The sequence below is a fragment of the Streptomyces ureilyticus genome (assembly GCF_011045025.1).
Lineage (GTDB): Bacteria > Actinomycetota > Actinomycetes > Streptomycetales > Streptomycetaceae > Streptomyces > Streptomyces ureilyticus.
Genome location: NZ_JAAKZX010000048.1, coordinates 1 through 26,558, shown reverse-complemented (window position 1 = coordinate 26,558; position 26,558 = coordinate 1). Strand labels below are relative to the sequence as shown.

Here is a 26,558-nt window from a genome sequence, read left to right as displayed (position 1 = left end):
GGCCTCACTTCTCTCTGTGCTTCAGGACCTCGGCGAGGCTCGGCGCCTCCCGGTCCCGCTGGGACATCGATGTGACCGACAGCGGCCAGGGAATGGCGAGCTCCGGGTCGTCGAAGGCGATCGTCACGTCCTCGGCCGGATCGTGGGGGCGGTCGATCCGGTACGAGGTGTCGGTGGTTTCGGTGAGCGCCTGGAAGCCGTGCGCGCACCCCGCCGGGATGTACAAGGTCGCCTGCGTCTCGTCGGACAGCTCGAAGAAGGCCCGGTTGCGGTACGTCGGCGAGTCCGGCCGCAGATCCACGACGACGTCGAAGATCCTCCCGTACGAGCACCGCACCAGCTTGGCCTCGCCGGCGCCGGAGCGCAGGTGCAGGCCGCGCAGCACGCCCCGGACCGAGCGGGACAGGCTGTCCTGGACGAAGGCGTCCGGGTCGAGGCCCACCGAGCGGACCACGTCGGCTTCGAAGGTGCGGCAGAAGAAGCCGCGCTCGTCGGCGTACGGCGTCGGCTCGAACAGGTACGCCCTGGCGATCTCCGGGACTTCGGTCACTTTCATTCCGGGCGCATTCATGGAGCCTCCTGCCGAGCGTGGGCTTGCGCGTGGGTGTGGTCGGTCGCCGGGAACAGGGCCACGGTCAAGGCGGTGAACTGGTCCTCGAGTTGCCGGGCGGCGGCCAGGTTCCGTTCGGTGAGGGTCCGCCGCAGCTCCGCAGATCGCTTCTCCAGCGCCCGGAACTGCTCGAGCAGCCGGTCGGCGTCGACCTCGCGAGCCGGGTGGCAGTACGCGCCAAGCCCCATCCGATCCATGAGCGCGTCGCTCTTCGCCGCGTAGCTGAGTGCGAGCGTCGGTGTGCCGACCTTCAGCGCGCAGATCAGGTTGTGGTACCGGGTCGCCACCACGGTGTCGGCAGCCGCCGTCTCCTTCATCAGGTCGGCCAGCGAGGCCGCCTCGGCGGCGGTGACCAGCGGCGAGTCCACCGCGTCGATGATCGCGGCGACCACGGGCGTATCGCACTCGTCGCCGGTGAGCAGCCGGACCGGCCTGCCGTCCTCGACCAGCGCACGGACAAAGCGAGTTGTTCCGTCGAGGTAGCGCCGGTGGATCTCCTCGGCCCGGGCGCGGTCGTCGTTGCCGCCGTGGAAGTCCATGACGCCGACGCAGACCGTGCCCTGCGGGCCGTCCGGGGGCGCGCTCGCCTCCGGCGTCGGCAGGGCGAACGCCAGGTCCGGGTAGACCTCGTCGCGTGTGGTGTCCACGCCCATCTCCCGCATTGCGTCCCGGGATTGGACGTCACGGTACGAGCGGTACGCGGCCAGCCGTGCCGACCAGCGCACCAGGGCCCGGGTCGGCCGGTCGCTGATCGGGGCGGCGCCGACACCGACCAGCGCGACCCGGGTGCGAAGCAACCGGCCACTCGCGCAGAGCAGGGACAGCGAGTACGGGAAGCCCCACGGCCGCAGTGGCAGCGTGGCCTCCAGGACGCCCATGCCCGGCACGATCACCACGTCGTGCCGGCGCACCCAGGCTGCGGTGCGGACGGCGTCGACGAGTTTGCCCAGCCCCTTCGCCGCGATCGCGCCCGCACGTGACGCGGTCCGGTACTCCCCACGGTTCCAGTGCAGCCGCGTCGCGGAGATCCCGTACTGGGCCGCGACGACCTCGGGTCCGCCGCACAGCGCGTCCACGACCGCCTTCGGGTGCTCGGCGCGGAGGTAGCCGAGCACGGCCTCGAGCGACCCGTCGTTGCCGAGGTTGCCGGAGCCGAGCAGGCCGAACACCCCGACGCGCACCGGAGGTTCGTTCGCGGACGTCATGCCTGCCTCCCTTCACGACCTTCGCGACCTCCACGGATTCCACGGACTCCACGGACTTCACGGACTTCACGCCCGGCGACGAGGGCGTCGACGGAGACGCTGAGCTTGGCCGGGTCGACCGGGGCACGGTCCTCGACCCGCTCGCCGGCGCCCGGGCGGGCCCGGCTGGTCATCCATGCCGCCAGGTGGCGGTAGCACGCGCGCCGGTCGGCCGAGGACAACGGCGCCCGCCGGATCGCCGTAACGAAGCCCCCGACGTACTCGGCGAGCAGCCGGGGCGTCGGGTGCAGCGGGCCTGCCCGGCGCGGGTCGAGGTTGACGCACCGGGAGCGTTTGCTGGGGTTCGCCCGCTCGGCGCGGGTGGGGTGGTCGCGGCGGAAGTACAGCAGCTCCGGCACCTGGTGGAAGGGCCCGTGCAGGCCGATCTCGGCGACGAACGTGCGGTCCGCGTGGTGGTAGCTGTCGTGCGGCTTCACCCTGCGCAGCACGTCGGCCCGCATCACCCCGTAGAAGTCGTCGCCGCCGGGCTCGAACAGCATGCTGCGGAAGCGCTCCGGTGCGTGCGGCGAGGCGGTGGCGAGCGTGTACTCGTACGGGACCTTCACCCGGCCGTCCTCGTCGATGACCGCCTGGTCGGCGTGCGCGAGGATCACGTCGGGCCGCGCGTCCAGTGCCTCCACGCAGCGCCGCAGCAGGTCGCGGGCGTAGAGGTCGTCGTGCGAGGCCCACTTGAACAGCTCGCCGCGGCACTCGGTGAACACGTAGTTGTGGTTCGGTGCGGCGCCGACGTTCCGCGACAGGCGTATGTACCGGATGCGTGAGTCCTGGGCCGCGTATGTGCGGCAGATGTCCTGGGTTCCGTCGGTCGAGGCGTTGTCGGAGATGACCAGTTCGAAGTCCTCGTAGGTCTGGCCGAGGAGCGCGTCGAGCGACTCGGCGAGGTACTCCTCGCCGTTGTACACGGGCAGGCCGATGCTCAGCCGGGGATGGGCGGTCATGACGTCCTCACTTCGCGAAGGGTGTTCTGGTGGTGCTCGCGCAGGGCGGACCGCAGCTGCAGCCACCACACGGCCGAGCCGGTGACGATCGCGGCGGCGACGCCCCAGGCCGAGCCGACCGTGCCGGCCACGGCCGCCCCGCCGAGCCCGCCGCTGACGTAACAGGCGGAGGCGATCAGCTGGCTGCGCAGGCTGCGCCGGGCCGCGCCGAGCGCGCGCAGCCCGGCCGCCGCGCCGGTGCCGAGTCCTGCGCCCGCGACGCCGAGCGTGACCGGCACGATGAGCTCCGAGGCAGCGCTCCAGACGCCGCCGAGCACGAACTCGCCGCCCCGGTCGGGGACCAGCAGCAGCGCCCCGCCCCAGAGCAGCGCGGCGACGGCCTGCCCGCCGCCAAGGAGAAGGCAGAATTTCCCCAGCCGCCGCGGGGCCCGCCGCAGCACCCGTGCCGCCTCCGCGACGGTGACCAGGGACAGCCCCATCAGCACAGCCGTGAACGGGCCGAGCAGGAGCTCGGCGCCCCTGATCACGCCCACCGCGCCGACCCCGACGATCGCGCCGAGCCCGTACGCCCGCAGCTGGCCCCCGCCGCTGTTGCTGACGTTCTCGACCAGGTACCGGTACCCGAGGTCGCGGTGCGCGCGAAGCCAGTCGCGCGCACCGGTCACGTGGGGCCGGATGCCGGACTGGAAGCAGCCGTACACCGCGGCCACCGCGGCGGACCCGCCCCAGGCGAGCACGAAAGCGGACACGCTGCCCACGCGGGCCGCCACCACCATGGCCGGGACGAGCGCGACGCCCCACACCACGTCGTTGACGAAAGCCTTCCGCCCGGTGCCGGCGGCGAAGAACGCGAACCGCCATGCGTCCTGGAGCAGCAGCCCCGGCAGGACGACGCCGAGGCAGGCGAACGCGGGCCCTACGCGGCCGCCGACACCCAGTCCGATCACCAGACACGCAGTGCCGAGGGCGGTACCGACGCCGAGCGCGGTACCCGACGACCGGGCCACCGCCGCGCGCCAGGAAGCGTGCGGCACGCCACTGAAGCGCACAACGAGCGGGTCGGTGGCAAGGCCGCGAGAGACGTTGAGCACGACGCCGTAAGTCACCCAGGCGAGGGTGAACACGCCGAACGCCGTCACCCCGAGCGAGCGGGCCACGTAGATGCCCACCGCGAAGTTGGACATGCTGGAGGCCGCCTGGTCGGCCAGTCCCCAGGACAGCCGGCCGGCGAGGGCCCGCTTGGCGGATCCGGCCGATGGCGCCGTTGTCTGCGGATCCTCCCCCTCTGCGGTCACCGGTGTCATGCCTTGATCAGCCCGGCGCCGTGCAGGGCTGCGGCCGCGGCGGCGACGGTGTCGAAGGGCAGCCCGGACCGCTCGGCGACGTCCAGCAGACTGTGCTCGCCGTCGGAGAGGTTGAGCACCCAGAGCATGGCCATCTGGGCCTGCTTGGTGTCGCTGCGGCCGCCGATCGCGTCGTACAACCCGCGTCGGCCCAACTGCGGTTCGCCGTAAGGGCTGAGGTTCAGGTACCGCCGGTTGCGGTCCAGGACGGCGAACGCCTCGCGGCAGACGGAGAGGGTGTCTGCCATCGCTTCCGGGGAGACGAAGTCCAGGTTGTCCGCCGAGGTGTGGTACTCGGGGTAGCCGGCGTACGGGGTCCGGGTGAGCGAGCCGACGCCAAGGTTGAACCCGGGCGAGCAGAACTGCCGCTCGTCGTAGCCGTACGGAGTGAACTCGGTGACGCGGTGCGGACGTTCGGAGGCGGCCAGCACGTGCCGCATCACCCGGTCGATCTCCGCGTCGCCGCGCCTGCTCTGCTTGTACGTCAGGTGGCCCGGGTCGCCGACACAGGCCAGCACCAGCCCGTGCCTGACCCGCTCCACCCGCTCCTTGTTGCGGGCCAGCCAGGTGATCGCCCCGATGGTGCCGGGCGCGAAGATGAACCGGTAGGTGTAGTACGGCGTTTGCCGGTCCAGCGCCCGGGCCAGGAACGTCGCCACCGCGATGCCGGCCAGGTTGTCGTTGGCCAGCGACGGGTGGCAGACGTGGCAGGAGACGATCACCTCGTCGGGGACCTGCCCGGGGACCACATGCTCGGCGTAGGTGAGGTGGCCGTCGGCGAGGGTGGAGTCGATGCGGACCTCGTACTCGCCGTCCGGCATCGCGTCCAGGGTGTCCTGGGCCAAGCAGAATCCCCATTCCGGCTTGTAGTAACTGGTGCGGTACGGCACCCAGTTCGGGTGCTCCGGCAGGGTGTGCAGGTGTGCGCGCAGCTCGGCCAGCGGCATGGTCGCCGACACCGGCACGCTGTAGCCGAGTACGTGCAGGCTGGACGCGGCGAAGTCGACGACCCGGTTCCCGGTGGTGTCGGCGATGTACGCGTCGCGGATGTTCCACTCCTGCGGCACCGTCCAGTCGAGCACCTGCGTCCCGGTCGGCACCTCGTGCACCTGCAGCGGGATGTACTCGCCGACGATGTCCAGGGTGGCGCGCACGCCGTCCCCTGTGATGCTCCGCCACAGCGGGTACAGCCGTTCCACCAGCGCGTACATCTCGTCGCCGGCGGTGGTCATCGGCTGTTCGCCGGCCGAGGTCATCGGCGCCACCGCAGCGTGTCGTCGACGGTGCCGGCCTCGGACGCCGCGCGCAGCACGGCAAGGCGAGTGAAGCGTCGCTCGAAGTCCTCCCGAGTCAGCCCGAACTCCCGGTAGGCGTCGGCGAGTTCAAGCGCACCCCGCTTCACCGTCCACTCGCAGTCGAAGCCGGGTATCGCGGCGCGGAACCGGGAGAAGTCCACCCGGTACGACCGCGGATCGGCACCGTTCTCCCCGGTGATCACCACCTTCGCGCCGGACACCGCCTCGGCGACCTGCTCGGCGATCTCGGCGACCGTGACGTTGTTGATCTCGCTGCCGATGTTGAACGCCCGGTCGTGCACCGCTTCCCGTGGCGCGGTCAGCGCGGCTGTGAAGGCCCGTGCGATGTCGGCGGCGTGCACCAGCGGGCGCCAGGGGGTGCCGTCGGAGAGCACCAGCACCTCGCCGGACAGGAGCGCATGGCCCACCAGGTTGTTCAGCACGATGTCGGCGCGCAGCCGGGGCGAGTAGCCGAAGGCGGTGGCGTTGCGCATGAACACCGGGGTGAAGTCGCCGTCGGCCAGCGCGTGCAGGTCGTCCTCCACCCGCACCTTGGACTCCGCGTACGGCGTCACCGGGCGCAGCGGGGCGTCCTCGCCCACCAAGTTCGACAAGTCGGGGTCGCCGGCGGCGCCGTAGACCGAGCAGGTCGACGCGTACAGGAAGCGCCGCACTCCGGCGTCGCGGGCCAGCCGGGCGAGGCGTACGGACGCGTGGTGGTTGATGTCGTAGGTGAGCTCCGGCGCCAGCGATCCCAGCGGGTCGTTGGACAGGGCAGCCAGGTGGATCACGGCGTCCACCCCGGCCACGTGGTCGGCCGTGACGTCGCGCAGGTCGACCCGGTGCCCCTGCGGGTCGGCGGGCGTCGGGCCGAGGACGCAGTCGGCGAACAGGCCGGCGTCAAGGCCGACGACTTCGTGTCCGGCGGCCGTGAGGACCGGGGCCATGACGGTGCCCAGGTAGCCCTGGTGTCCGGTCAGTAGTACGCGCAAGGTTCAATCCCCCAGGTTGAGCGTGAGTTTGGTGACGGCGAACGCCTCGGCGTAGCGCTCGTGGCATTCGATACCGCGGATCCGGGCCAGGCCGAGGAAGGCTTCCCGGTCGTACCAGGGCCGGTGCCGCTGCGAGGGGTAGTGCTCCTGCAGCAGCCGCACCTTCTGTTCGGCGATCTCCGGGGACAGTGGCTGGTACGCCGCCGGACGGCCGAGATCGCCGTCCCACTTGACGATCTCGTAGCCGAGTACGAGGTGGTCGCGGAAGGCGGTGGGTATCAGCTGCGCCAGTCCGCGGTGGTCCTGGTGCGCGTCGTCGGTGCGCGGGGCCAGGATCAGATCCGGGTCGGTCTGCGCGCGCAGTTCCTCGACCGCGGCCTTGGCCTCGTCCCAGTGCACGGGCATCCGGCCGTCCGGCAGCTTGAGCACGGTCAGCCGCAGGTCGGCGCCCGGGCAGAAGGCGGCGAGCGCGGCCCGCTCCTCCTGCTCGCGCTCGCTGCCGCCGCCGGAAAGCACCAGGGCGTCGACACGGAGACCCGGCCGCGCGAGGCACAGCGTCAGCAGCGTGCCGCCGGCGCCGATGGCGATGTCGTCGCAGTGCGCGCCCACCGCGACGATCCGGTCCAGGCGCCCGGCCCCGAGCCGGATCACGCGCTCACCCCGGCGCCGTCTCTGGTGCCGGTCGCGCCAGCACCGTCCCGTTCCCACACGGCCCACGGGCGGTCGCCCCGGGCGTAGGCGGCGTCGAGCGCGGCCCGCTCCTTCACGGTGTCGGTCGGCCTCCAGAAGCCGCGGTGCTGGTGCGCCACGAGGCGGCCCTGCTTGGCCAGTTGGGCGCAGCCGTCGGCAACCAGGTCCCCGTTCTCCGGTATGTGATCGAAGACCTCCTGGCGGAGCACGAAGTAGCCGCCGTTCTCCCACAGCGGCAGTTCGCTGACCGCGGTGATGCCCCCCACCAGGCCGTCCTCGCCCAACTCCACGCAGTGGAACGACGACTGCGGCGGCACCACCATCATCGACGCACCGGCGTCGCGCTGCGCGAACCGGTCGATCATCTCGGGCAGCGGGGCGTCGGTGAGCACGTCGGCGTAGTTGGCGAGGAACATCTCGTCGCCGTCCAGGTGGTGCCGCACCCGGCGCAGCCGCTCCCCGATCGGTGACTCGATGCCGGTCTGCGCGAACGTGATCGTCCAGTCGGCGATGTCGGTGGACAGCAGCTCGGTCCGCCCGCCTCGCAGCACGAAGTCGTTGGACACCGTCTCCTCGTAGTTGAGGAAGAAGTCCTTGATGTGGTGGGCCCCGTAGCCGAGGCAGAGGATGAACTCCCTGTGCCCGAAGTGCGCGTAGTAGCGCATGACGTGCCAGATCAGCGGTCGCGGGCCGACCATCGCCATCGGCTTGGGCACGTCGTCCGCGGCACCGCTCCGCATCCGCATCCCGTAACCGCCGCAGAACAGAACGACCTTCATGCTGTGCCCTTTCACGACGCGGCCTCGGCAATGCTCAGTTCCGGGATGGGAAAGACGAGCCGGCCGCCCCAGTCGTGCACGAAGGACAGCTGCTCGACCAGCTCGGCCCGCAGGTTCCACGGGAGGACGAGGACGTAGTCCGGTCTGTCGGCGGCTATCTGCTCCGGCGGCAGGATCGGGATGCGGGTGCCCGGCGTGAACCTGCCGTGCTTGTAGGGGTTGCGGTCGACCGTGTAGGGGAGCAGGTCGGGGCGGATGCCGCAGTGGTTGAGCAGGGTGTTGCCCTTGCCCGGGGCGCCGTAGCCGACGACCGTCTCGCCGCGCTCGGCCGCCTTGATGAGGAACCGCAGCAGATCCCGGCGGACCTTGGCCACCCGGGCGGAGAACTCGGTGTACCCGGACAGCTCCTGCAGCCCGGCGGCCTTCTCCCGGTCCAGCACGTCGGCCACCCGCTGCGACGGCTCGCCCGCCACCTCGGTCGGCCGGGCCCACAGCCGGATGGAGCCGCCGTGCGTGGGCAGCAACTCGGCGTCCACGAGCGTGAGTCCGCCGCTCGCAAGGGCTCGGGTCGCGGACGCGACCGTGTAGTACTGGAAGTGCTCGTGGTAGATCGTGTCGTACTGGTTCTCCTCGATCAGGGTCAGCAGGTGCTGCACCTCGATGGAGACCCAGCCGTCGTCGGCGACCAGGGCGCGCAGCCCCTGGGTGAACCCGACCACGTCGGGGATGTGCGCGTACACGTTGTTCGCCACGACCAGGTCCGCCGGGCCGTGCTCGGCGCGGACGGCCGAGCCGGTGTCCGGGCTCAGGAACTCCGTGAGCGTGGGCACACCCGCGTCCCGCGCCGTGGCGCCGACGTTCACCGACGGCTCGATGCCGAGGCAGCGGATCCCCCGGTCCACCACGTGCCGCAGCAGATACCCGTCGTTGCTCGCGACCTCGACCACGAAGGCGTCGGAGCCCTCGGTGTCGAGTCCCACCCGCTGTACGGCGTCGGCGACGAACGTGCGCGCGTGCTCCACCCAGGAGGTCGAGTACGAGGAGAAGTACGCGTACTCCTTGAACGTCTCCTCCGGCGTGATCAGCGGCGGGATCTGCGCCAGCCAGCAGTCGGTGCAGATCCGCAGGTGCAGCGGGTACGCAGGCTCCGGCATGTCCAGTTGGTCCGCGGCGAGAAAGCTCTCACACGGCGGGGTCGCCCCAAGATCGACGACGCTCGCCAGCGCTTCCGAGCCGCAGAGTCGGCATCGTGTCATCTACTGTCCCCATCCCCCCTGTTCGCGCGGGTGTCCCCGCCGCGAGCCAGTGCTGACCGACCCGCGATCGCGGTGCGGTACTCATCCACCAGTCGCTCCAGCCCGACGGCCGGGCTGAAGCGCTGCTCGTAGCTGCGCCGGGCCGCCTGGCCCATCTCCTGGTTGCGGTCCGGCTCGGCCGCGATCCGGCGCATGCAGGACGCGAGCGAGGCGGGCTCGCCCGGCTGGTGCAGCAGCCCGGTCACCCCGTCCTCGAGGAGTTCGACGAAGGCGCCGTGACCGGCGGCGACGGCCGGGACCCCCGCCGCCATCGCCTCCGCGACCACCAGGCCGAACGTCTCCGGGGCCATCGAGGGAGCCACCACGGCGACCGACCGCGCGACGGCCTGCCGGACCTGAGCCGGGTCGAGCAGGCCGACGTAGCGCACGTCGTCCCGGCCCGCCGCCCAGGCGGTCACCTCTCGCTCCAGCGGCCCCGCGCCGGCGAGCACGAGCGGCACGCCCACACCGCCGCCCGCGGCGATCTCGTCCCACGCGGCCATGAGCAGCCGTACGCCCTTGGCCTCCGCGAGCCGGCCGAGGAAGAGCAGCTGCTCGCCGGCGCCCGTTCGGCAGGCGCCGGGGTCGGGTACGAAGTTGTGCTTCAGCGTCAGCCGCTCGGGTGGCATGCCGGACCGCACCAGGAGGTCGCGCTGCGCCTCGGAGATGCAGAAGAACCGCTCCACGCCGGACCACCACCGCCGCCGGTTGACCGTCAGGCTGACCGCGAGCGGCACCGTCGCAAGCCGGGAGTTCCGGTAGCAGCCGTGCCGGACGGCGGGCAGCGACGCCCTCGACCCGACGCAGTCGGTGCACGACCGGCCGTCCCTGTGCAGCGTGCCGGGCGAGCAGACCTGGGTGTAGTTGTGCAGCGTGGCGACGACCGGTACGCCGACGTCGGCGCAGGCGGCGAGGACCGCGGGCGACAGGAGCGGGAAGACGTTGTGGACGTGCACCACGTCTGGGCGTGAGGTGCGCAGTCGGGCGGCGAGCTCTTTGCGGACCGCCGGGTTCCACGGCACGAGGAGCGGCACCGCGGCCTTGCCGACGAGGGACCGGCCGGCGATGTCGTCGCTGCGCCGCTCGAACACCTCGGCCCGGTGGCCGGCCGCGCGCAGCAGCGCCACTTCCTGGTCGACGACTCTGTTCTCCCCGCTCGGTTGCGCCGAGGAGTAGCGGTTGTGCACCACGAGGACATGCATGCTCAAGGTCACCTCCGGGCCCATCGCGGGATACGTCGTCGGGGAACTGCGGGCGTCGTCAGGGGCGTGGCCGTCGAGAGGGGCTCGGCCGCGGCAGGTGCCGCAAGCAGCGAGGCGGCCAAGGCCAGATGCAGCAGATACGCCGAGGCGTCACCAAGGCCGGCCTCGGTGTACGACGAGATCCCGACGTAGCTGATCAGGAAGATCGCGCAGGCCCTCGGCAGCGACGGTGGTCGCAGTAGCGCGACGCCGGTAAGGACGATGAGCATCGCCGCCACGATGGTGACGCCGATCAGCCCCTGCTCGTGGTAAGCGGCCAGCCAGCTGTTGTCGATCGGCAGCCCGCCGAACGACTTGTCGCCCAGGCCCATGCCGAACACCTGCTCCGAGGTCGTCCGGGGCGCTGCCAGCAGGGCGTCCCAGACCTTGGCCCGACCGGTGAGGCTGGTGAAGTACTCCTTGCTCTGTCCGCGCAGGAACCACGCCTGCAGCGCGGAGGCGAACCCCACCGCGGCCACCACGGACACCACCACCGCCCAGGAGAAGAAGCGGCGGGCGGCGGCGCTGGTCAGGACGAGCGAACCGATCGCCAGCACAAGGCCGATGAGCAGGCCGACCGTGGCCGTCCGGGTATGGGTCAGCGCGAGCAGGACGAGTGACGGCACGATGACCATCGCCGCGCTGCCCCTGGTGGTCCGGCGGCCCACTACGAGCAGGACCGTGAGCCCGGTGATCACTGCGGCGTACTGGCCGATCTGCGGCGGGGTGAGCGGCCACAACGCGCCGACGAGTCGTCCGCCGTAGGTCTCGGGCATGGCCGCGCCGGGTGAGATGACCAGGCCGACGGCCGCCGACCCGAGCACCGCGAAGTACATCCGGATGTGGTGCCGGACGAACGTCAGGCTGCCGTCCCACCATCGGGTGAGCAGCCAGAGCGTGCCGACGAAGAGAGCGAACCGGGCGCAGCGGAACAGCGCGCCGAACCCGACCTCCAGGTTCACGCTGGAGATCACGCTCGGCACCAGCAGCAGGGTGAGCAGGAACACGAAGGCGCTGGGTCGGATGCGCAGCCGGCGATTGAGCGCGAGCGCCAGCGCGAACGCGGCGACCAGCGCGCCCATGGTGACCATCTGGATGAGGGAGCGAGGCAGCGGGACGATGGTCTTCGCCCCTGCGGAGCCGAGCGTGTTGAGGCCCAGCAACGCCCAGACGATCCCGACGGCCTTCGGTGTGCCGGCAGCAGGGCGCGGTTCGGCGCCGGGCTGCGTGACCGTCGTATCCGGTCCGCCCGGCAGGACGCCGCGCTTCAGGTCTCCGTGCATCTCAACCACCGGCCCGTGGGTCGAAGGTGCTGCCCGCGTCCTGCCGGTACGGCGTGCCCTGCCACTGCCCGGAGTCGAACTTCTGGTCCGTGTCGACCGCGGTGAAGTCCCACGGCCCGCGGTAGACGTTGTCGTGCCAGCGGTTGTGCTGCTTGTGGGTGATCGCCTCGGCCACCCGCTTGCCCTTGTACGGCAACCAGTCCGGATAGGTGCCGTAGTTGGAGAGGACCGCCATTCGGCCGCATTGATCCGTGCACTCGACGACGGACGTGTCCAGCAGGAAGCGGTTGTCGTGGATGTCCACTCGCTGGGTCTTCCACCGGCAGTCGTCGTAGAGCGGTGCGGTGGCGATCGCCGGCTTCGCACAGCGCTTGGTGTCCTTCACCAGCAACGTGCAGTAACCGGTCGAGGTGTTGGCCGGGCTGTTGCAGAACCGGTTGGCGTTCTCCCACAGGGTGATCCCGTTCCAGTTGTTCTCCAGCACGTTCCGGTAGATCTCGATCTTGTCCGTGCGGGCTGGGACGCGTGGTTCGCCGCCGGCCTCGGACACGTAGATGGTCGCGTACGGGAAGTTGTCGCCGCGGTCGGCGGACCTGCGGCCCTCGACCCAGTTGTTCCGCCGGATCGTGTTGTTCCGGATGACCGCGTTGTAGCTGGTCTCGTACATCAGCGCGGTGCCGTCGTTGGCCTCCAACACGTTGTTCTCGAAGAGGAAGTCATTGTTGTTGTTGTCCGCCCACAACCCGGCTCCGCGGTTGTCGTGCACCCAGTTGCCGCGGATGTCGGCGCCGTTGACGGCCCAGAACTTGATCCCTCCGGTGCAGCCGCAGCCCGGCTTCTGCCGCTCCCAGTCGCCGGTGTTGTTGCCCACGATCTCGTTGCCCTCGACCACCAGGCCGCGGATGGAGTCGCCGTTCTTGTACGCGTTCATGCCGTACTGGCCGTTGTCACGCAGGCAACTGGCGCGGACCTGCTGGCGGGCACCGGCCATCATCCCGGCGCCCGAGTTGTTCTGGATCGTCGCGTGCTCGATCACCCACCCGTCGGACGAACTGTTGTTGACCACGCCCTCGTCGTGCGGCGCGATGAAACGCTGCACGGTCAGGTAGCGGATGGTGACGTTGGTGGCACCGCCGCCGAACGCGTACTGGTTGGTCTTGCGGCCGTCGAGCACCGCGCCGGGCGCCCCGAGGTAGCGGTTCCCCTTCTTGGGGATGACCTGGGCGTACTGCTCCGGTACGAGCCTGTGCGTGCCCGGTCGAAGCCAGAACGTGGTGCCCGGAGGGCTGCTCTCGGTCTTCTCGGCCAGGTCACCGACCACTGCGGGGTCGACCGTCACCGCGCCCGTCGGCGCCTTCGCAGGACCGGCCGCGGGTTTGGCGCACACCCGGGCCACGGATGTGGAGGGCGCCCCGGATGTGGAGGGCGTACCGGTCGGCTTCGCCCGGGCGTCGTCCGGCGTGCTCGTACAGCCGGTCGCCACCAGCAGGACGACCGCCAGCGGTGCCGACGAGCTCGCCCAGTTCCGCCACTTCATCCCCACGCGTCCTCCCTAGCTGTGGAACCTGAGCACGGTGGTGAAGTCCTCCACGCCGTCGGCGAATCCGGTGCCGACCAGCGTTGTCGAGGGTTCCTTGCGCCCGAAGCCGGCGGAGTACCAGCCCAGCGGCGGGTCGGTCTCGCCACGGTGCGCCCGCCAAAACAGCTGCGCGGGCAGGCCGAGCACCGCGGAACGGTCCTCGCCGTCCCGGGTCCAGGTGAGCGCTGCACGGTCGCCCGTCAGGTCCGCGGTGATCGCCGGGCCGAGGTGGAACGCCAGTTGTACGGCCCGGCGCGGGCTGTGTTGGCCGCGGACCTCGTCGACGACTCTCAACTCCTGGCTCGCGGTAGTCAGTTCCACCCGACGGCGGTGCACGGAGCCCCGGTAGCCGTCGTGTTCGGCGCACCAGCGGGCCACATCCTCGCCTGATGTGTCCACGACCAGGACGCGGCTGTGGGCATGCCGGGTCCACAGGAACGGGCCGCCGGAGACGGACTGGTCATCGCCGTCCAGCTGCAGGGTGTTGTGGCCGAGGGTCGACCGGAAGTACTGCCGCCACTCGGGCTGCCCGTGGTAGCAGTACGTCCCCGGGTCGGCGAGCACGTCGACCCCGTCGTGCCGGACCTCCACGGACAGCGCGTCCGCGTGGGCGTGCGCGGCGATGGACAGGAAGCCGTGCGGGCCGCCGTCGCAGCGGCACCAGATCTCTCCCGGGCCGCGAAGGATGGTCATGCCCGCGTCGGCGAAGTGCGCGGGGCGGCTTGCCGGTCGGGGCACGGTCGGTTCAGTGGGTTTGATGAGCGCGGTCAGCAGCGGGGTGCGTACATCGGTGCCGGTCACCGCCGGCCACCAGTCGCGCCGGCCGAACGCGGCGTCCCCGGTGGCAAGCAGCGAGCCCCAGCGGTCGGTGCCCGGCCCGTCGAGGATGAGGCCGTGCCCGTCGTCCGCGTCCCCCTGGCGCGGCGGCCGCAGGCGGCTGTCCACGACGGCCGCGAGCGCGTCGGTCATGCGCAGCAGCACCAGCCGGATCGACGCGGGAACCGGCACGTCGGCGGCATCCGCCTCGGCCACCGCGGCCAGGCCCAACTCCAGTACGAGCCCGTGGTATTCGGTGGCCAGCTCGCGGTTGAGGCCGGAGCCGAAGGTGTTGCTGAGCAGGTGCCTCTCCAACGACCGCAGCGCGTCGGCTCGCCAACGCGTCGAGGAGGGGAACCAGCCGAACGCGCAGGCCGCTGCGAACTGCCCGGCTGCCTCGGCGATGACGTGGTTGTTCGCCGAAGACCCCCGGCTGGGGAAGGCGGCCAGCCAGCGCTGGTGGTGCCAGATCTGTTTCAGGGCCACCTGGTTGTCCTCGAACAGCCCGGCCGCGCCCGGCCAGCCGTCGAGCAGCCGGCGGATCCACACCCAGGACAGCAGCCGGATGCCCAGCTCGATGCCGCTGATCCAGTGCACTCCGCGCAGGGGTGGATTGGCCGCCCACCACGACCTCAGGTGCTCGGCCACGCGCTCGGCGTACCGCTCGTTCCCGGTGATCGCATAGGCGGCGGCGAGCACGGTGAGGTACTGGTGCCGGGAGAGCTCCCAGATCTGCTTGATGTCTCCGACCGCGTCCTCGTTCCGGTACGGCACGTCGAAGGCGTAGCCCCACGGAGCCCGGCGTCCGGTCTTCGGGTCGCACCACCAGTCCGGGTCGGTCAGGTCGTCGCGGACCACCCCGAAGTACTCGACGTGCCCGTACATCAGCCGGTCCGCCTCGGCGACGAGACGTTTCGCGGCGTCCGGTGGCACAGCGGCGATCGTCCCGGCGGGCAGTACGGCGGTGAACCGGGCGCCGGTCACGCTCGGGCAGTCCGGCCGCGCCGACCGCCACCGGCGCCTGCGCACCGCGTCGCCCGCCCGGCCGCCGATCTCCCGCGGTCCCATCCGGGACAGCCGGCGCAGGTACCAGCCCGCGCTCATCGTCATCGCGTCCTCGCCAACGTCACCGGCACGCCGCCGGCCAGGCCGGTCTGCACGGCGAGGGTGGCCGCCGTGGTGGCGACCAGCGACTCCAGCGGCACTGGCATCGGCCCGCCGGTCCGCACGGCCTTGATGAACGCGGCCAGTTCGGCGTTCTGGCCCTTGTCCCGGGCCTTGGGCAGCCGCGAGCTGACCCACCGCTTGCGGTCGGCCGAGCCGTCCGAATACAGCGAGGCGCGGACGAAGTCGTCGAGCCGCAACGCCTTGCCGTCCGCGACCAGGTCCAGCGTCTCCTTGGGGAAGCCGGACGGACCGGTGGTGACGTAGCTGATGGTGGCGGTGGACCCGTCCGGGTAACGCAGTACGACTTGCAGGTCCTCGTTGCCGGATGTGGCGACCGCGTACACCGAGACCGGGTCGGCCTCGAGCAGCCAGCTCGCCGTGTCGATGAAGTGCCCGCCCTCGCCGGCGAACCGCGAGCCCTCACTGCCCTGTTGGAGGTACCAGCTGCCGTGCTGCAGTCGGCCCGCGTTGACCAGGTAGCGGAGGTTCGCCGGACCCGTCCGGGTGCCGAACCGCTTTCTGGCCTCCTGGAGCAGCGGCGCGAAGCGGCGGTTGAAACCGACCTGCAGCCGGTCGTTGCCGGACTCCTCCACCGCCGCGAGTACGCCGGTCAGCTCGTCCTCGGTGAGGGCCAGGGGCTTCTCCACGAATACGGTCTTGCCGGCCAGCAGCGCCTTCCGGGTCAGTTCGGCGTGCGAGCTGTGCCGGGTGACCACGAACACCGCGTCGATGGACTTGTCGCCGAGCACGGCGTCGAGGTCGGTGGTCGCCTCGGCGAAGCCGAACTTCCGTTGCGCGTTGGCCGCGGACAGCGCTGTCGTGGTGACGACGGTCGACAACTCGACGCCATCGCGCTGTGCCAGGTGCGGCAGCAGCATCGACGTCGCGTAGTTCCCCGCGCCGACGAACGCAAGGCGCACTGGCGCCTTGGCAGCGCGAGCCGGACTCCGCTGCACGTTCACCGGAGGAACGGCCACCGCGGGAGCCTCGGCTTCCACCGCCTGTTCGGGGTACCGGAACAGCACGGCCACGGCCTTCAAGTCGCCGTCCTTCAGGCTCTGGTACGTCTCGACCGCGTCGTCGAAGTCGGCGACGTGGGAGATCAGGGGCTCCACGTCGACGCTGCCGCGGGCGACGAGGTCGAGGAAGCACGCGAGGTTGCGGCGCTCGGTCCAGCGGACGTAGCCGATCGGGTAGTCGCGTCCTTCGAGCTCGTACTCCGGGTCGTAGCGACCGGGACCGTACGACCGGGAGAACCGGACGTCGAGCTCCTTCTCGTAGTACGCGTTCCACGGCAGGTCCAGACGGCACTTGCCGATGTCGATGACCCGGCCGCGGTCCCGGCTCAACTTGGCGGCCAGCTCGACGGGTTGGTTGCTGCCGCCGCCGGCGGCCAGGTACACCTGGTCCACGCCGTGACCGTCGGTGAGTTCGGCGACGGTGGCTTCCACGGCCGCGGACGAGGGATCGCCGCAGGCCGCGGCGCCCAGACGCTCGGCCAGCTCGCAGCGCTCCGCGTCGGGGTCGACGCCGACGACGCGGACTCCCGAGGCGGTGAGGAGCCGCACCACCAGCTGCCCGATCAGCCCGAGGCCGATGACCAGGGCCACTTCGCCGAGCTGCGGTTCGCCTTGGCGGACTCCCTGCAGCGCGATCGACCCGACGGTGCCGAAGGCCGCGTGCCGGGGGGCGAGGCCATCGGGCACCGGGGCGTAGAGGTTCTTCGGCACCCAGTTCAGCTCGGCGTGCAGCGCGTGCTCGTTGCCGGCGCAGGCCACGAGATCGCCGACCTTCACATCGTCGATGCCGGCGCCGACCTGCTCGACCACCCCGCACAGCGAGTAGCCCAGCGGCGTATAGGAGTCCAGCTTGCCCATCACCTTGCGGTAGGTGGCGGGCACCCCGTTGGTGGCCACGCTCTGCATGACCTTGGCCACCTGGTCAGGGCGGGAGCGGGCCTTGCCCAGCATCGACATGCCGGCCTCGGACACCTTCATGAGCTCGGTCCCGGTGGAGATCAGCGAGTAGGCGCTGCGGACCAGCACACCCCCCGGCTTGCACCCCGGCACCGGAACGTCGAGCACCGCCAGCTCGCCGCTCTTGTAGTTCTGTACAACCTGTTTCACCCGAACTCCTCTGATTCCTAATCCGTTGACCGAGTGCTCTGACCGGACCCAGAGCCGGACCCAGAGGTCGCGTCGCGATACCAGTACTCGAGGGTGAGCACATGCCACAGATGCTTGGAGAAGTCCCGCTGTCCGGCGGCGTCCTCGGCGACCATCCGCGCCAGCGCGTCGCGGCGCAGGAACCCGGAACGGACGAGCAAGCCGTCGTTGACCACCTCGCGCACCAGCGGTGCCAGATCCCGGCTCATCCAGGCGCGCAGCGGGGCGCTGAACAGGCCCTTGGGCCGGTACACGATCTCCCGGGGCAGGACCGAGACGGCCGCCTCCTTGAGGACGGCCTTGCCCTGCCGTCCGGCGATCTTGCGCTCGCCGGGCACGGCGAACGCCGCCTTGACCACCTCGACATCCACGTACGGCACCCGCACCTCGGTCGACGCGGCCATGCTCGACCGGTCCGTGTAGGCGAGGTTCAGGCCCGGCAGGAACATCCGGGCGTCGGTCAGGCACATGCGGTTGACGAAGTCGTCGAGGTCGTTGTCCTCGTAGGTGTCCGCGTGCTCGGTCAGTACGTCGTCGACCGTCCCGGCCAGGTCCGGATCGAGCAGCGCGAGCAGCTCGTCCTGGTCGTACATGGTGTAGCTGCGCCGGAACGCGGTCTCCTCCGGCAGATCGGCGAAGGAGAGGAACCGCTTCGCGAAGCGCACCGACCGGTACCCCCGGCGGGCCGTGGCGACCGGCAGCCGGTCCACGGCCGCGGACACCCCGCGCCTCAGGGGCCGGGGCACGCGCTGGTAGCGCAGCGCGAGCAGGTTGGCCAGGTGCTTGCGGTACCCGGCGAACAGCTCGTCGGCGCCCATCCCCGAGAGCATCACCTTGACCCCGGCCTCCCGGGCGGCCGAGCAGATCAGGTACGTATTGATCGCTGCGGGGTCGCCGATCGGCTCGTCCAGGTGGTACGTCATCTGCGGCAGCAGGTCGAGCACGTTCGGGGCGATCTCGATCTCGTGCAGGTCGACGCCGAACTGCTGCGCCACCTGACGGGCGTAGCGCAGGTCGTCCGGCATGGCCTCGAACTTGGCGTCCTCGGCGCGGAATCCGATCGTGTAGGCGGAGATCCCGGGTTGGTGGCGGGCGGCCAGCGCGGTCAGGTAGCTGGAGTCGAGGCCGCCGGAGAGGAACGTCGCCACGGGTACGTCGGAGAGCAGGTGCTGCCGAGTCGACTCCTCGACGATGGCGGCCAGGTCCGGCCGCTCACCGCTCCGGGCTCGCTCGCGGCCCTCGGCGGCGACGTCCTTCAGGTGCCAGTACCGGCCGCGCTCCACCCGGCCGTCGGGCCGGCACCTCATCCAGCTCCCCGGCGGCAGCTTCTCCGCCTCGCGGAACGCGCAGCGTGAGTCCGGCACCCAGTAGTAGAGCAGGGAGGCCACCAGTGCCGCGTGGTCCACCTCCAGTGATCCGCCGGTCGCGGCGGCGAGCGCCTTGAGCTCGGAGGCGAACACCAGGCCCGCACCGCGGCGGAGCAGGAACAGCGGCTTGATGCCCAACTGGTCGCGGGCCAGCACCAGTTCACCGGTGCGCTCGTCGAAGATCCCGAACGCGAACATGCCGCGCAGCCGGGGCAGGCAGTCCGTGCCCCAGCGCCGCCAGGCCTCCAGTAACACCTCGGTGTCGGAGGTACCGCGGAAGCGCACGCCGGCGGCTGCCAGCTCGGCACGCAGCTCGGGCGCGTTGTACAGCTCGCCGTTGTACGTCAGGGCGAGGCCGTCCGAGACCATCGGCTGGGCGCCGGTCTCGGACAGGTCGATGATGGCCAGCCGGCGGTGTCCGAGCTGTACTTCGCCGTCGCCGACGGGGTGGCCGTACCGGCCCGCCCCGTCCGGACCGCGGTGGGCGAGGGTGTCGGTGAGCCGGTCGGTCACGACCTTCCCGTCGGGCCATCGGTAGGTGCCTGCGATGCCACACATCTCCTACCGCGCCTCCTGGTCGTTGTCCGGGACTCGTACGGCCGGCCTCGACAGCCGCTCCGTCCGCAGCCCGCCCTCCCCCACGGCCTGAACGGCGTGGGAGGTGCCCCCACCGTTCTGCCGGGCCGACCACTCGCTGCGGCCGCGCAGCGCGGTGTGCAGCCCGTCCCACAGCGTGCCGTCGGTCCGGTCCCGCGGATCGGGGTCGATCAGCACCACGCCGATCACCGGAATGTGCTGGTCCGCGAGCTGCCGCGCCACGGTGTGCAGCCATGCGGCGCTGCCGTGCCCGGCACGCACGACGAGCGCGGTCTGAGTGCCGAGGTACTGGAGGTCGGTCCACGCCATGCCGGGCGCCACCGAGCCGACGCCGATCCGGCGCTCCTGAGGAGACACGCCCGCGGCAGGCTCGCCGCTGACCACGGTCGGGTCTCCCGGCTTCGGGCGGCGGCGTGCGAGCCGCTGGCCGGGCAGCGCGTCGACGATGACCACGGGCCCCTCCGCCGCCAGTGCCCTGGCGAGGTCCAGTGCGAGCACGCTCGTGCTGCGCGCACAGCCCAGTTCCAGCAGCGACACCGGTTCCGCGGAGCCGCGCACGGTGCGGGCAAGGGTGGCGGTGAGCCGTTCGCGTGCCGCCCGGGTCCGTCGGCGCCGCCACAGCTTGCCCGACCGGCGGGGCAGCTCGGCGATGACCGAGGCGCCCAGGTTCGCCGCGATGTCCCGACGCAGTACGGGGCGGTCCGCCACCACCGTGCGGACCGCGGCGAGGGCGAGTCCGAGGACGAGTCCGAGGACGAGCCCGATCGCGGAGTTGGTGGCAGCGGCCTTGGGCAGGGAGTGTCGCACCGCGCGCGGGGCGTCCACGATCTGTGTGCCGGCGACGACCTTGGGTGTGCCGGTGCGCGCCTCCGCGGCACGCTGGTCGAAGTCGGCGATCCGCGAGTTGAGCTCGGCCCGGCGGGCGAAGAGCGTCTCGATGCTCGCCGACTCCTGCGAGTCGCTCTCCGGCGATCGGCCTCCGATGTCCTCATTGACCTGGGCGAGCTCTTCCCGCATGCGGTCACGCTGGTCGAGCAGGGCCTTGGACTCGGCCTTCGCGGTTTCCCGCATCCGCCGCACATGGTCCGCGATGAACGCGTCGGCCAGCGCCTTGGCCCGGGCCACCGCTTCCGCGTCGCTGTCACCTGTCACATCGATCTGCAGCAGGTTGTTGGTCAAGCCGGTGCCCCGGTAGTCCCGCATGAAGTCTTCCGGCTTCTCCGGGGAGTTGAGGGTCTGCAGGGCCTTGTCGGCGATCCGCGTGGTCCCCAGCACCTCGACGTCGGTGCGGATCAGGGTCCCGGTGTCGTTCGGCTGGTCCTCCGCGTGCGCGACGAGCACCTTGGTCATCGCGCTCGGCGGCGGCGGCAGCAGGACCGCCACCGCCGCGCCGACCAGCAGCCCAAAGAGTGCCAGGGCGCACCAGAAGCGGCGGCGCCTGCGCACCGCCACCACCAGCGCTTGCAGGTCGAAGAGCGGAGTGGCGGCCGACGACTCCGAAGTCGTGCTCGTCGTCACGCTGAACCTCCCGTCGAGTGGCCGCGAAGCGCGGGCGCGGGAGTGGCGTCGTCCGGAGGAGGGCCTGCGGACCGCGTCTCACGGGCCCGGACCGTGCCGGCGACGACGATGCCGACGACCTCATGTCCGCCGTCCGCACACGCCTCGGCGATGCCGGCGAGCTCCTGTGCGGTCCGGCTGCCCGCGCTGAGGACGACCAGGGCACCGGACTCGGTGTCGCGGTCCGGCACCATCGGCCGGTCCACCGAGACCTCCACCACCCGCAGCAGCGGATCGCCCTCGGCCTCGGCGACGAGCTGATCGGCGGCCCGGCGGGCGATCTCGTCGCCGTCCGGAATGACAACCAACAGCCGCCAAGGGGCAGGCAGTTGGGCACGGATACGAGCGCACACCCGCCGGTAGCGGATCCGCCTGCCGGCCTCGTCCACCGACCTCTGCGGGGCCGGTATGTCCCACCGGGTATCGATGCCGAGGAGTCGGCGGATCGAGGCCCGTGGGCCACGGTCCTGCGGCCGGTGCGCGCGTGGTTCATCAGGTACGTCGACGGTGCCGAGCAGTGCCGAGCCCAGCGCCGCGGCGATCTCCGGTTCGGTGCGCAGCCGGCGATTCATCCGTGCGGCGACCAGATGGCCGATGACCGCGAACAGGAAGAACAGCAGTGCCCCGGCGACGATGAGATGGATCCTCGTCGGCGGCGCCTCGCCGGCCGGCCGGGTCGCCGGTCCCATGACGACGAGGCCGGCCACGGTGTTCGCCGGGTCGGCCTGGTCCAGCTTCTCCATGGCCTCCTCCAGCGAGGTCCGCAGCCTCTCGAGCGCGGTGCGGGCCTGCACGCTCTCCACGGTCTGCCCCGGATCCGCGGCCTCGGCCAGGTCGGTGATGCGGCGGTTGGTCTCCTCCACCTTCTTCCGCAGCGTCTCGGGCGCCGTGGCCGCTTCGGGGTCGGTACTGCCGCCTGCGATCCGTGCGGCGAATGTGACGAATTCCTTGGCCACCTGGTCGGAGAGCCGCTGCGCGCGCTCCGGGGTTTCGGCCGTACCCGAGATCTTGATGATGTTCCCGTCGGCGGCCTTGGCGCTCACTCGATCCCGCAGCTCGGCGCCGCTGACGCCGGGCCAGCCGAGCTGGGCGGCCGCGCGGTCGACCACCGTCGAACTGGTCGCGACGTCCACCTGAGTCAGCAGCTCGCGTTCTTCCCACTGCCCCGGCAGCAGTACCGATGCCGAGGTCGTGTACCGCGGCGGGAACACCACCGAGGCGCCGTAGCCGACGAGCGCGCCCACCACGGCGAGGGTGGCGAGAAGCCGCCACCGCCGTCGGAGAATCCGCCCGATCGTGACCAGGCGGATCGTGTCTTCACTCAACGGCGCGGCCTCTTCCCTGTGCTCTTCCCTGTGCGGACCGGGTCGCTCGCCGGCACCGGAGTGTGGTCACGGCAGGCGGCGGCGTAGGCGGCGAGCAGCGACGCTTGCGAGTTCCGCCAGGAGAGCGGCCCGCTGATCCGCTCCTGGCCGATCTTGCCCATCCGAGCCCGCTGCTCCGGATCGTCCAGCAACAGCGCGATGAGCCCCGCGAATTCGGCCTCGTCGTTGGCGGGCGCGTAGACGGCGGCGTCACCGGCGGAGACGCGCGCCTCCTTCAGGTCGAACGAGACGAGCGGCCGGCCCATCGCCATGTACTCCAGGACCTTGTTCATGGTCGACACGTCGTTGAGCGGATTGCGCGGGTCTGGGGACAGGCATACGTCCGCGGTCGACAGGTAGCGCACCAGGTCGGCGTCCGGGATGCGCCCGGTGAACTGCACCTGCTCCGAGAGCCCGAGCTGCCGGGACAGCTCCACCATCGCGTCGAAGGCGTCGCCGGCGCCGACGAACACCGCATGCCAGTCGGTCCGTCCGAACTCGTCGCGCAGCTTCGCGAGGGCCCGCAGGGCGTAGTCGACGCCGTCTTGGGGGCCCATGACCCCGAGGTAGCACAGCAGATGAGGCTTGCCGCGCTTCAACTCCGGCTCGGGCGGCACCGGTTGGAACCGGTCGGTCTGGGGCGCGCTGCGCACCACGAATACGTCCTCAGGGCGTTGACCGCCACGGCGTATCGCGACGTCCCGGTAGCTCTCGTTCGTGGCGAGCACGATGTCCGCGGCCCGGTAGGTCCGCCGTTCCAGCGCGCACACGGCGCGGTAGAGCAGATCTTCGCCCCGGTCGAACCGGGAGAGGTACAGCTCGGGTACCAGATCGTGCTGGTCGAAGACGAACCGCGCCCCGCGCCGCTTCAGCCACAGCGCCGGCAGGAACAGCAGGTCGGGCGGGTTGCAGGCGTGGACCACGTCGACCGGGCCGACCTTGCGGGCCAGCCGGGCCGTATGCCACAACGCCGATCCGTACTCCCGCAGGTAGCCGGCCGGTCCTCCGGTGGCCGCACGCAACGGGTAGCGGAGGATCCGCACCCCGTCGATCACCGCCTCCGGCTCCGTGTCCCGCTTTTCCCCCCGGGGACAGATGACGTGCACCTCCCAGCCCGCGTCGCGCAGCGTCGTGCACTCCTGCCACACCCGCCGGTCGAACGGCACCGACAGGTTCTCCACCAGGATCAGCGCGCGCCGGCCCGGCCGGTCGCCGGCGGCGTGGTCATCAAGCGATGCGTCATCAAACGATGTGTCACCAAGCAAGGCCCACGTACCCCGGTTCGGCCCGGCGCGCTTCGGCGTCGGGAAGGTGGATGAGGTCGACGATCACCGGGCCGTCACCATGGGGCAGCGCCGAAAGGACGGCCGGATCCCTGGTCCCGACCAGGCACACCTCGGCGTGCTCGAGCACCTCGTCGACGGACTCCGCGAGCAGCTGCGCGAGGTGCGGCAGCCGGGTTTCGATGTACTCGCGGTTCGCGCCGAGCAGCCGGGACAGGTTCACGTTCGGGTCGTAGATCCGCAGGTCGTACCCCTTGCCGAAGAGCCTCTCCGCCAGCTCGACGAGTGGGCTCTCGCGGAGGTCGTCGGTGCCGGGTTTGAAGGACAGCCCGAACAGGCCCACACGACGCTTGCCGGTGCGCTCGACCAGCTCCACCGCGCGCTGCAGATGGTCGGAGTTGGAGGGCAGTACGTGGGAGAGGATGGGCACCGAGACGTCGGCCCGCTGCGCCGCGTGGACCAGGCTGCGCAGGTCCTTGGGCAGGCAGGAGCCGCCGAAGGCGAAGCCGGGCCGCAGGTAGGCGGGGCTGATGTTCAGCTTGCGGTCGGCCAGGAACACATCCATCACCTGGTGTGAGTCCACCCCGAGCGCCTGGCACACCGCGCCCAGTTCGTTCGCGAAGCCGATCTTGAGGCCGTGGAACGCGTTGTCCGCGTACTTGATCGCCTCGGCCGTCGGGACCGGCACCCGGAACACCTCGCCGGGCAGGCCGTCGTACAGCGCCATCACCGCATCGCCGCTTGCCGGGTCCAGCTCGCCGATGACGGTCTTGGGCGGGTCGAAGAAGTCCCGCACGCTCGTGCCCTCGCGCAGGAACTCCGGGTTGACCGCGACCCCGATGTCTACCCCGGCGGTGCCGCCGACGTACTTCTCCAGGATCGGTACCAGCAGGTTCAGGCAGGTCCCCGGGAGCATGGTGCTGCGGAATACGACGGTGTGCCGGCCCCCCTGCTTGGCCCCCTCGGCCAGCGCGGCACCGATCTGCTCGGTGACCCGCTCCAAGTACGTGGTGCACAGGCTGCCGTTGGGCTCCGACGGCGTGCCCACGCACACCAGCGACACCTCGCTGCCCATGATCGCCTCGCGGACGTCGTCGGTGGCGCTTAAGGCTCCGGTCCGCACGACGTCGGCGATGAGCTCGCCGATCCGCTCCTCGACCACCGGGGCCTTGCCGTCGTTGACCAGGTCGACCTTCACCTGGTTCACGTCCACCCCGATGACCTCGTGACCCATGCTGGCCAGGCACGCGGCCGACACACAGCCCACGTAGCCGAGCCCGAAAACGCTGACTCTCATGACCCGTCTCTCCCCCCAGGCAGACCCTTGTGGCCTGCGGTCCCCCAAAGCAGACCCTTGCGGCCTGCGGTCCGCGCGTCGGCCGGACGACGGCCCTCGCGCATCAGTAGGCCCCCTGGCCGTAGAACACCGCGCGCAGCGTCTTCCACAAGATCACTGTGTCCAGGGCGAGCGACCAGTCCTCCACGTACCGCAGGTCGAGGCGGACCGCCTCCTCCCACGGCAGGTCGCTACGTCCACTGATCTGCCACAGACCGGTGAGTCCGGGCTTGACCAGCAGCCGCCGCCGGATGTCCGGACCGTACGCAGCGGTCTCCTCCGGCAGCGGAGGCCGCGGTCCGACGAGCGACATCGATCCGGTGAGTACGTTGAAAAGCTGCGGGAGCTCGTCGATCGAGTAACGGCGCAGCACTGCTCCCACCCGGGTCACCCGCGGATCCCGGCGGAGCTTGAACAGCAGGCCTGCGCCCTCGTTGCAGTCGGCCAGCTCGGCACGTGCCCCGTGGGCCCCGGCGACCATGGTGCGGAACTTGAGAATGGTGAACTCGCGGCCGCCCTTGCCGACCCTGCGCTGGCGGTAGAACACCCCGCCCCGGCTGTCCACCAGCACGAGCAGCCCGACGAGCACCATCAGCGGCGCGAACAGCACCAGCAGAATCGTTGCGCCTACCCGGTCGACGACCCCCTTGATCGCCCTGCGGCCCCCGGTGAAGGTCGGCATGCTGACCCGCAGCAGCGGGATCCCGAGCACGGCGTCGACGTGCAGCCGCGGGCCGGCCACCTCCATCAGCACCGGGGCCACGACCATCTCCGTATCGCTGCCTTCGAGGTTCCAGGCCAGCCGTTGCAGCCGGTGCGGTGTCCAGTACGGGTCCGGTGTGACCGCGACGACCCGGTAGCCGTCGTGTCGGACGTGCTTGGCGACGTCCGCCAGTCGGCCGACGACCCGCACTCCATCCAGGTGGTCACCGTCGAGCCCGCGACCGTCCGTCGTGCACACCGCCTCCACCCGCCAGCCGATGTGCGGGAACTTGCGGGTTCGGGTGATCAGGTCGCGCACGGTGTCCGGGCTCCCGGCAGCGAGCACCGGTCTCAGGCACCGTCCATCCTTGCGCTGTTTGTGCAGCCGGAGGCGGAGCAGATATCGCGCGGTCATGGTGACGAGCGCGATGGCGGGGATCGCGACGAAGATCCAAAGCTTGATGTTGCGCGAGGTGAGGGCGATCCCGCCGAGCGCCAGTACGACGGTCGCCGCGAACAGTGAGCGTCCGAGCCGGCGGAATTCCTCGGCGCCCTGACCGAGCACGGCCGGAGTCCACGCCCGGCCCACCGCAAGCGCACCCAGCACCAGCAGTTCGGTGCCGAATGCGAGAATTCCCCATTTCTCGTGCCAGTTGGCCGCGTCCCGGACCCCGAAGAAGTTGCCGATCGCTGCCACCACAAAGGCGGTGGCCACGGTGTCGCTGGTGATCACGGTACGGCGGTACCGCTGCTCCCAGTCGATCGCGGGCCGGCTGATGGCCCCGTTCGCCAGACCCCCGCGCGCTGACGAAAAAGGGTCGACTATTCCCCCCTGCCGCACAGAACCCCCCGGTCCCCAGTGGTACGACGTGATCGCCTAACACCTGTCTCTTA

At 71.0% G+C, this 26,558-nt stretch carries 20 protein-coding genes; all 20 read right to left on the bottom strand.

Annotated elements, in window-relative coordinates:
- Positions 1-4: 4 nt before the first annotated feature.
- Complete coding sequence (gene rfbC / locus G6048_RS17515) at positions 5-556, bottom strand: dTDP-4-dehydrorhamnose 3,5-epimerase (RefSeq protein WP_165340491.1); 552 nt, start codon at positions 554-556, stop codon at positions 5-7.
- Positions 557-567: 11 nt separating this feature from the next.
- On the bottom strand, positions 568-1,815 hold the full coding sequence (locus G6048_RS17510; protein WP_165340477.1) for a polysaccharide pyruvyl transferase family protein: 1,248 nt from the start codon (positions 1,813-1,815) through the stop codon (positions 568-570).
- Positions 1,812-2,813, bottom strand: a complete 1,002-nt coding sequence (locus G6048_RS17505; RefSeq protein WP_165340476.1) for a glycosyltransferase family 2 protein — start codon at positions 2,811-2,813, stop codon at positions 1,812-1,814. Before G6048_RS17505 ends, G6048_RS17510 begins: the two co-directional genes overlap by 4 nt.
- The gene (locus G6048_RS17500) at positions 2,810-4,117 is read right to left on the bottom strand and encodes an MATE family efflux transporter (protein WP_165340475.1); all 1,308 of its coding nucleotides are present in this window, start codon (positions 4,115-4,117) and stop codon (positions 2,810-2,812) included. Before G6048_RS17500 ends, G6048_RS17505 begins: the two co-directional genes overlap by 4 nt.
- Complete coding sequence (locus tag G6048_RS17495) at positions 4,114-5,388, bottom strand: DUF4910 domain-containing protein (protein ID WP_165340490.1); 1,275 nt, start codon at positions 5,386-5,388, stop codon at positions 4,114-4,116. Before G6048_RS17495 ends, G6048_RS17500 begins: the two co-directional genes overlap by 4 nt.
- Before the next feature lie 20 nt (positions 5,389-5,408).
- The gene (locus tag G6048_RS17490) at positions 5,409-6,443 is read right to left on the bottom strand and encodes an NAD-dependent epimerase/dehydratase family protein (protein ID WP_165340474.1); all 1,035 of its coding nucleotides are present in this window, start codon (positions 6,441-6,443) and stop codon (positions 5,409-5,411) included.
- A gap of 3 nt (positions 6,444-6,446) precedes the next feature.
- Positions 6,447-7,094: a PIG-L deacetylase family protein gene (locus G6048_RS17485; RefSeq protein WP_165340473.1), complete on the bottom strand. Its 648-nt coding sequence runs from the start codon at positions 7,092-7,094 to the stop codon at positions 6,447-6,449.
- Positions 7,091-7,912, bottom strand: coding sequence for a glycosyltransferase family protein (locus G6048_RS17480; protein WP_165340472.1), 822 nt, complete (start codon positions 7,910-7,912; stop codon positions 7,091-7,093). Before G6048_RS17480 ends, G6048_RS17485 begins: the two co-directional genes overlap by 4 nt.
- A gap of 11 nt (positions 7,913-7,923) precedes the next feature.
- Positions 7,924-9,168, bottom strand: coding sequence for a class I SAM-dependent methyltransferase (locus tag G6048_RS17475; protein ID WP_165340471.1), 1,245 nt, complete (start codon positions 9,166-9,168; stop codon positions 7,924-7,926).
- Complete coding sequence (locus tag G6048_RS17470) at positions 9,165-10,409, bottom strand: glycosyltransferase (RefSeq protein WP_165340470.1); 1,245 nt, start codon at positions 10,407-10,409, stop codon at positions 9,165-9,167. Before G6048_RS17470 ends, G6048_RS17475 begins: the two co-directional genes overlap by 4 nt.
- Positions 10,410-10,417: 8 nt before the next feature.
- Positions 10,418-11,731 carry an O-antigen ligase domain-containing protein gene (locus G6048_RS17465; protein WP_165340469.1) on the bottom strand — a complete coding sequence of 438 codons (1,314 nt, stop codon included), beginning with the start codon at positions 11,729-11,731 and terminating at the stop codon, positions 10,418-10,420.
- Position 11,732: 1 nt separating this feature from the next.
- Positions 11,733-13,274: a right-handed parallel beta-helix repeat-containing protein gene (locus G6048_RS17460; RefSeq protein WP_165340468.1), complete on the bottom strand. Its 1,542-nt coding sequence runs from the start codon at positions 13,272-13,274 to the stop codon at positions 11,733-11,735.
- Between the two features lie 9 nt (positions 13,275-13,283).
- Positions 13,284-15,236 carry a heparinase II/III family protein gene (locus G6048_RS17455; protein ID WP_165340467.1) on the bottom strand — a complete coding sequence of 651 codons (1,953 nt, stop codon included), beginning with the start codon at positions 15,234-15,236 and terminating at the stop codon, positions 13,284-13,286.
- Entirely contained in the window at positions 15,233-17,419 is a 2,187-nt protein-coding gene (locus tag G6048_RS17450; protein WP_165340466.1) for a bi-domain-containing oxidoreductase, read from the bottom strand. Before G6048_RS17450 ends, G6048_RS17455 begins: the two co-directional genes overlap by 4 nt.
- A 17-nt stretch (positions 17,420-17,436) precedes the next feature.
- Positions 17,437-19,383: an asparagine synthase (glutamine-hydrolyzing) gene (gene asnB, locus G6048_RS17445; RefSeq protein ID WP_165340465.1), complete on the bottom strand. Its 1,947-nt coding sequence runs from the start codon at positions 19,381-19,383 to the stop codon at positions 17,437-17,439.
- 3 nt (positions 19,384-19,386) lie between these two features.
- Complete coding sequence (locus G6048_RS17440) at positions 19,387-20,940, bottom strand: Wzz/FepE/Etk N-terminal domain-containing protein (RefSeq protein ID WP_165340464.1); 1,554 nt, start codon at positions 20,938-20,940, stop codon at positions 19,387-19,389.
- Positions 20,937-22,304 carry a Wzz/FepE/Etk N-terminal domain-containing protein gene (locus tag G6048_RS17435; RefSeq protein WP_165340463.1) on the bottom strand — a complete coding sequence of 456 codons (1,368 nt, stop codon included), beginning with the start codon at positions 22,302-22,304 and terminating at the stop codon, positions 20,937-20,939. The genes G6048_RS17440 and G6048_RS17435 overlap by 4 nt, the downstream gene beginning before the upstream one ends.
- Positions 22,301-23,608, bottom strand: coding sequence for a glycosyltransferase family 4 protein (locus G6048_RS17430; protein ID WP_165340462.1), 1,308 nt, complete (start codon positions 23,606-23,608; stop codon positions 22,301-22,303). Before G6048_RS17430 ends, G6048_RS17435 begins: the two co-directional genes overlap by 4 nt.
- Positions 23,598-24,923, bottom strand: coding sequence for a nucleotide sugar dehydrogenase (locus G6048_RS17425; protein WP_165340461.1), 1,326 nt, complete (start codon positions 24,921-24,923; stop codon positions 23,598-23,600). The genes G6048_RS17430 and G6048_RS17425 overlap by 11 nt, the downstream gene beginning before the upstream one ends.
- Positions 24,924-25,026: 103 nt before the next feature.
- A complete protein-coding gene (locus tag G6048_RS17420) occupies positions 25,027-26,505 on the bottom strand; it encodes a sugar transferase (RefSeq protein ID WP_165340460.1) in 1,479 nt (492 codons plus the stop codon).
- Positions 26,506-26,558: the final 53 nt, after the last annotated feature.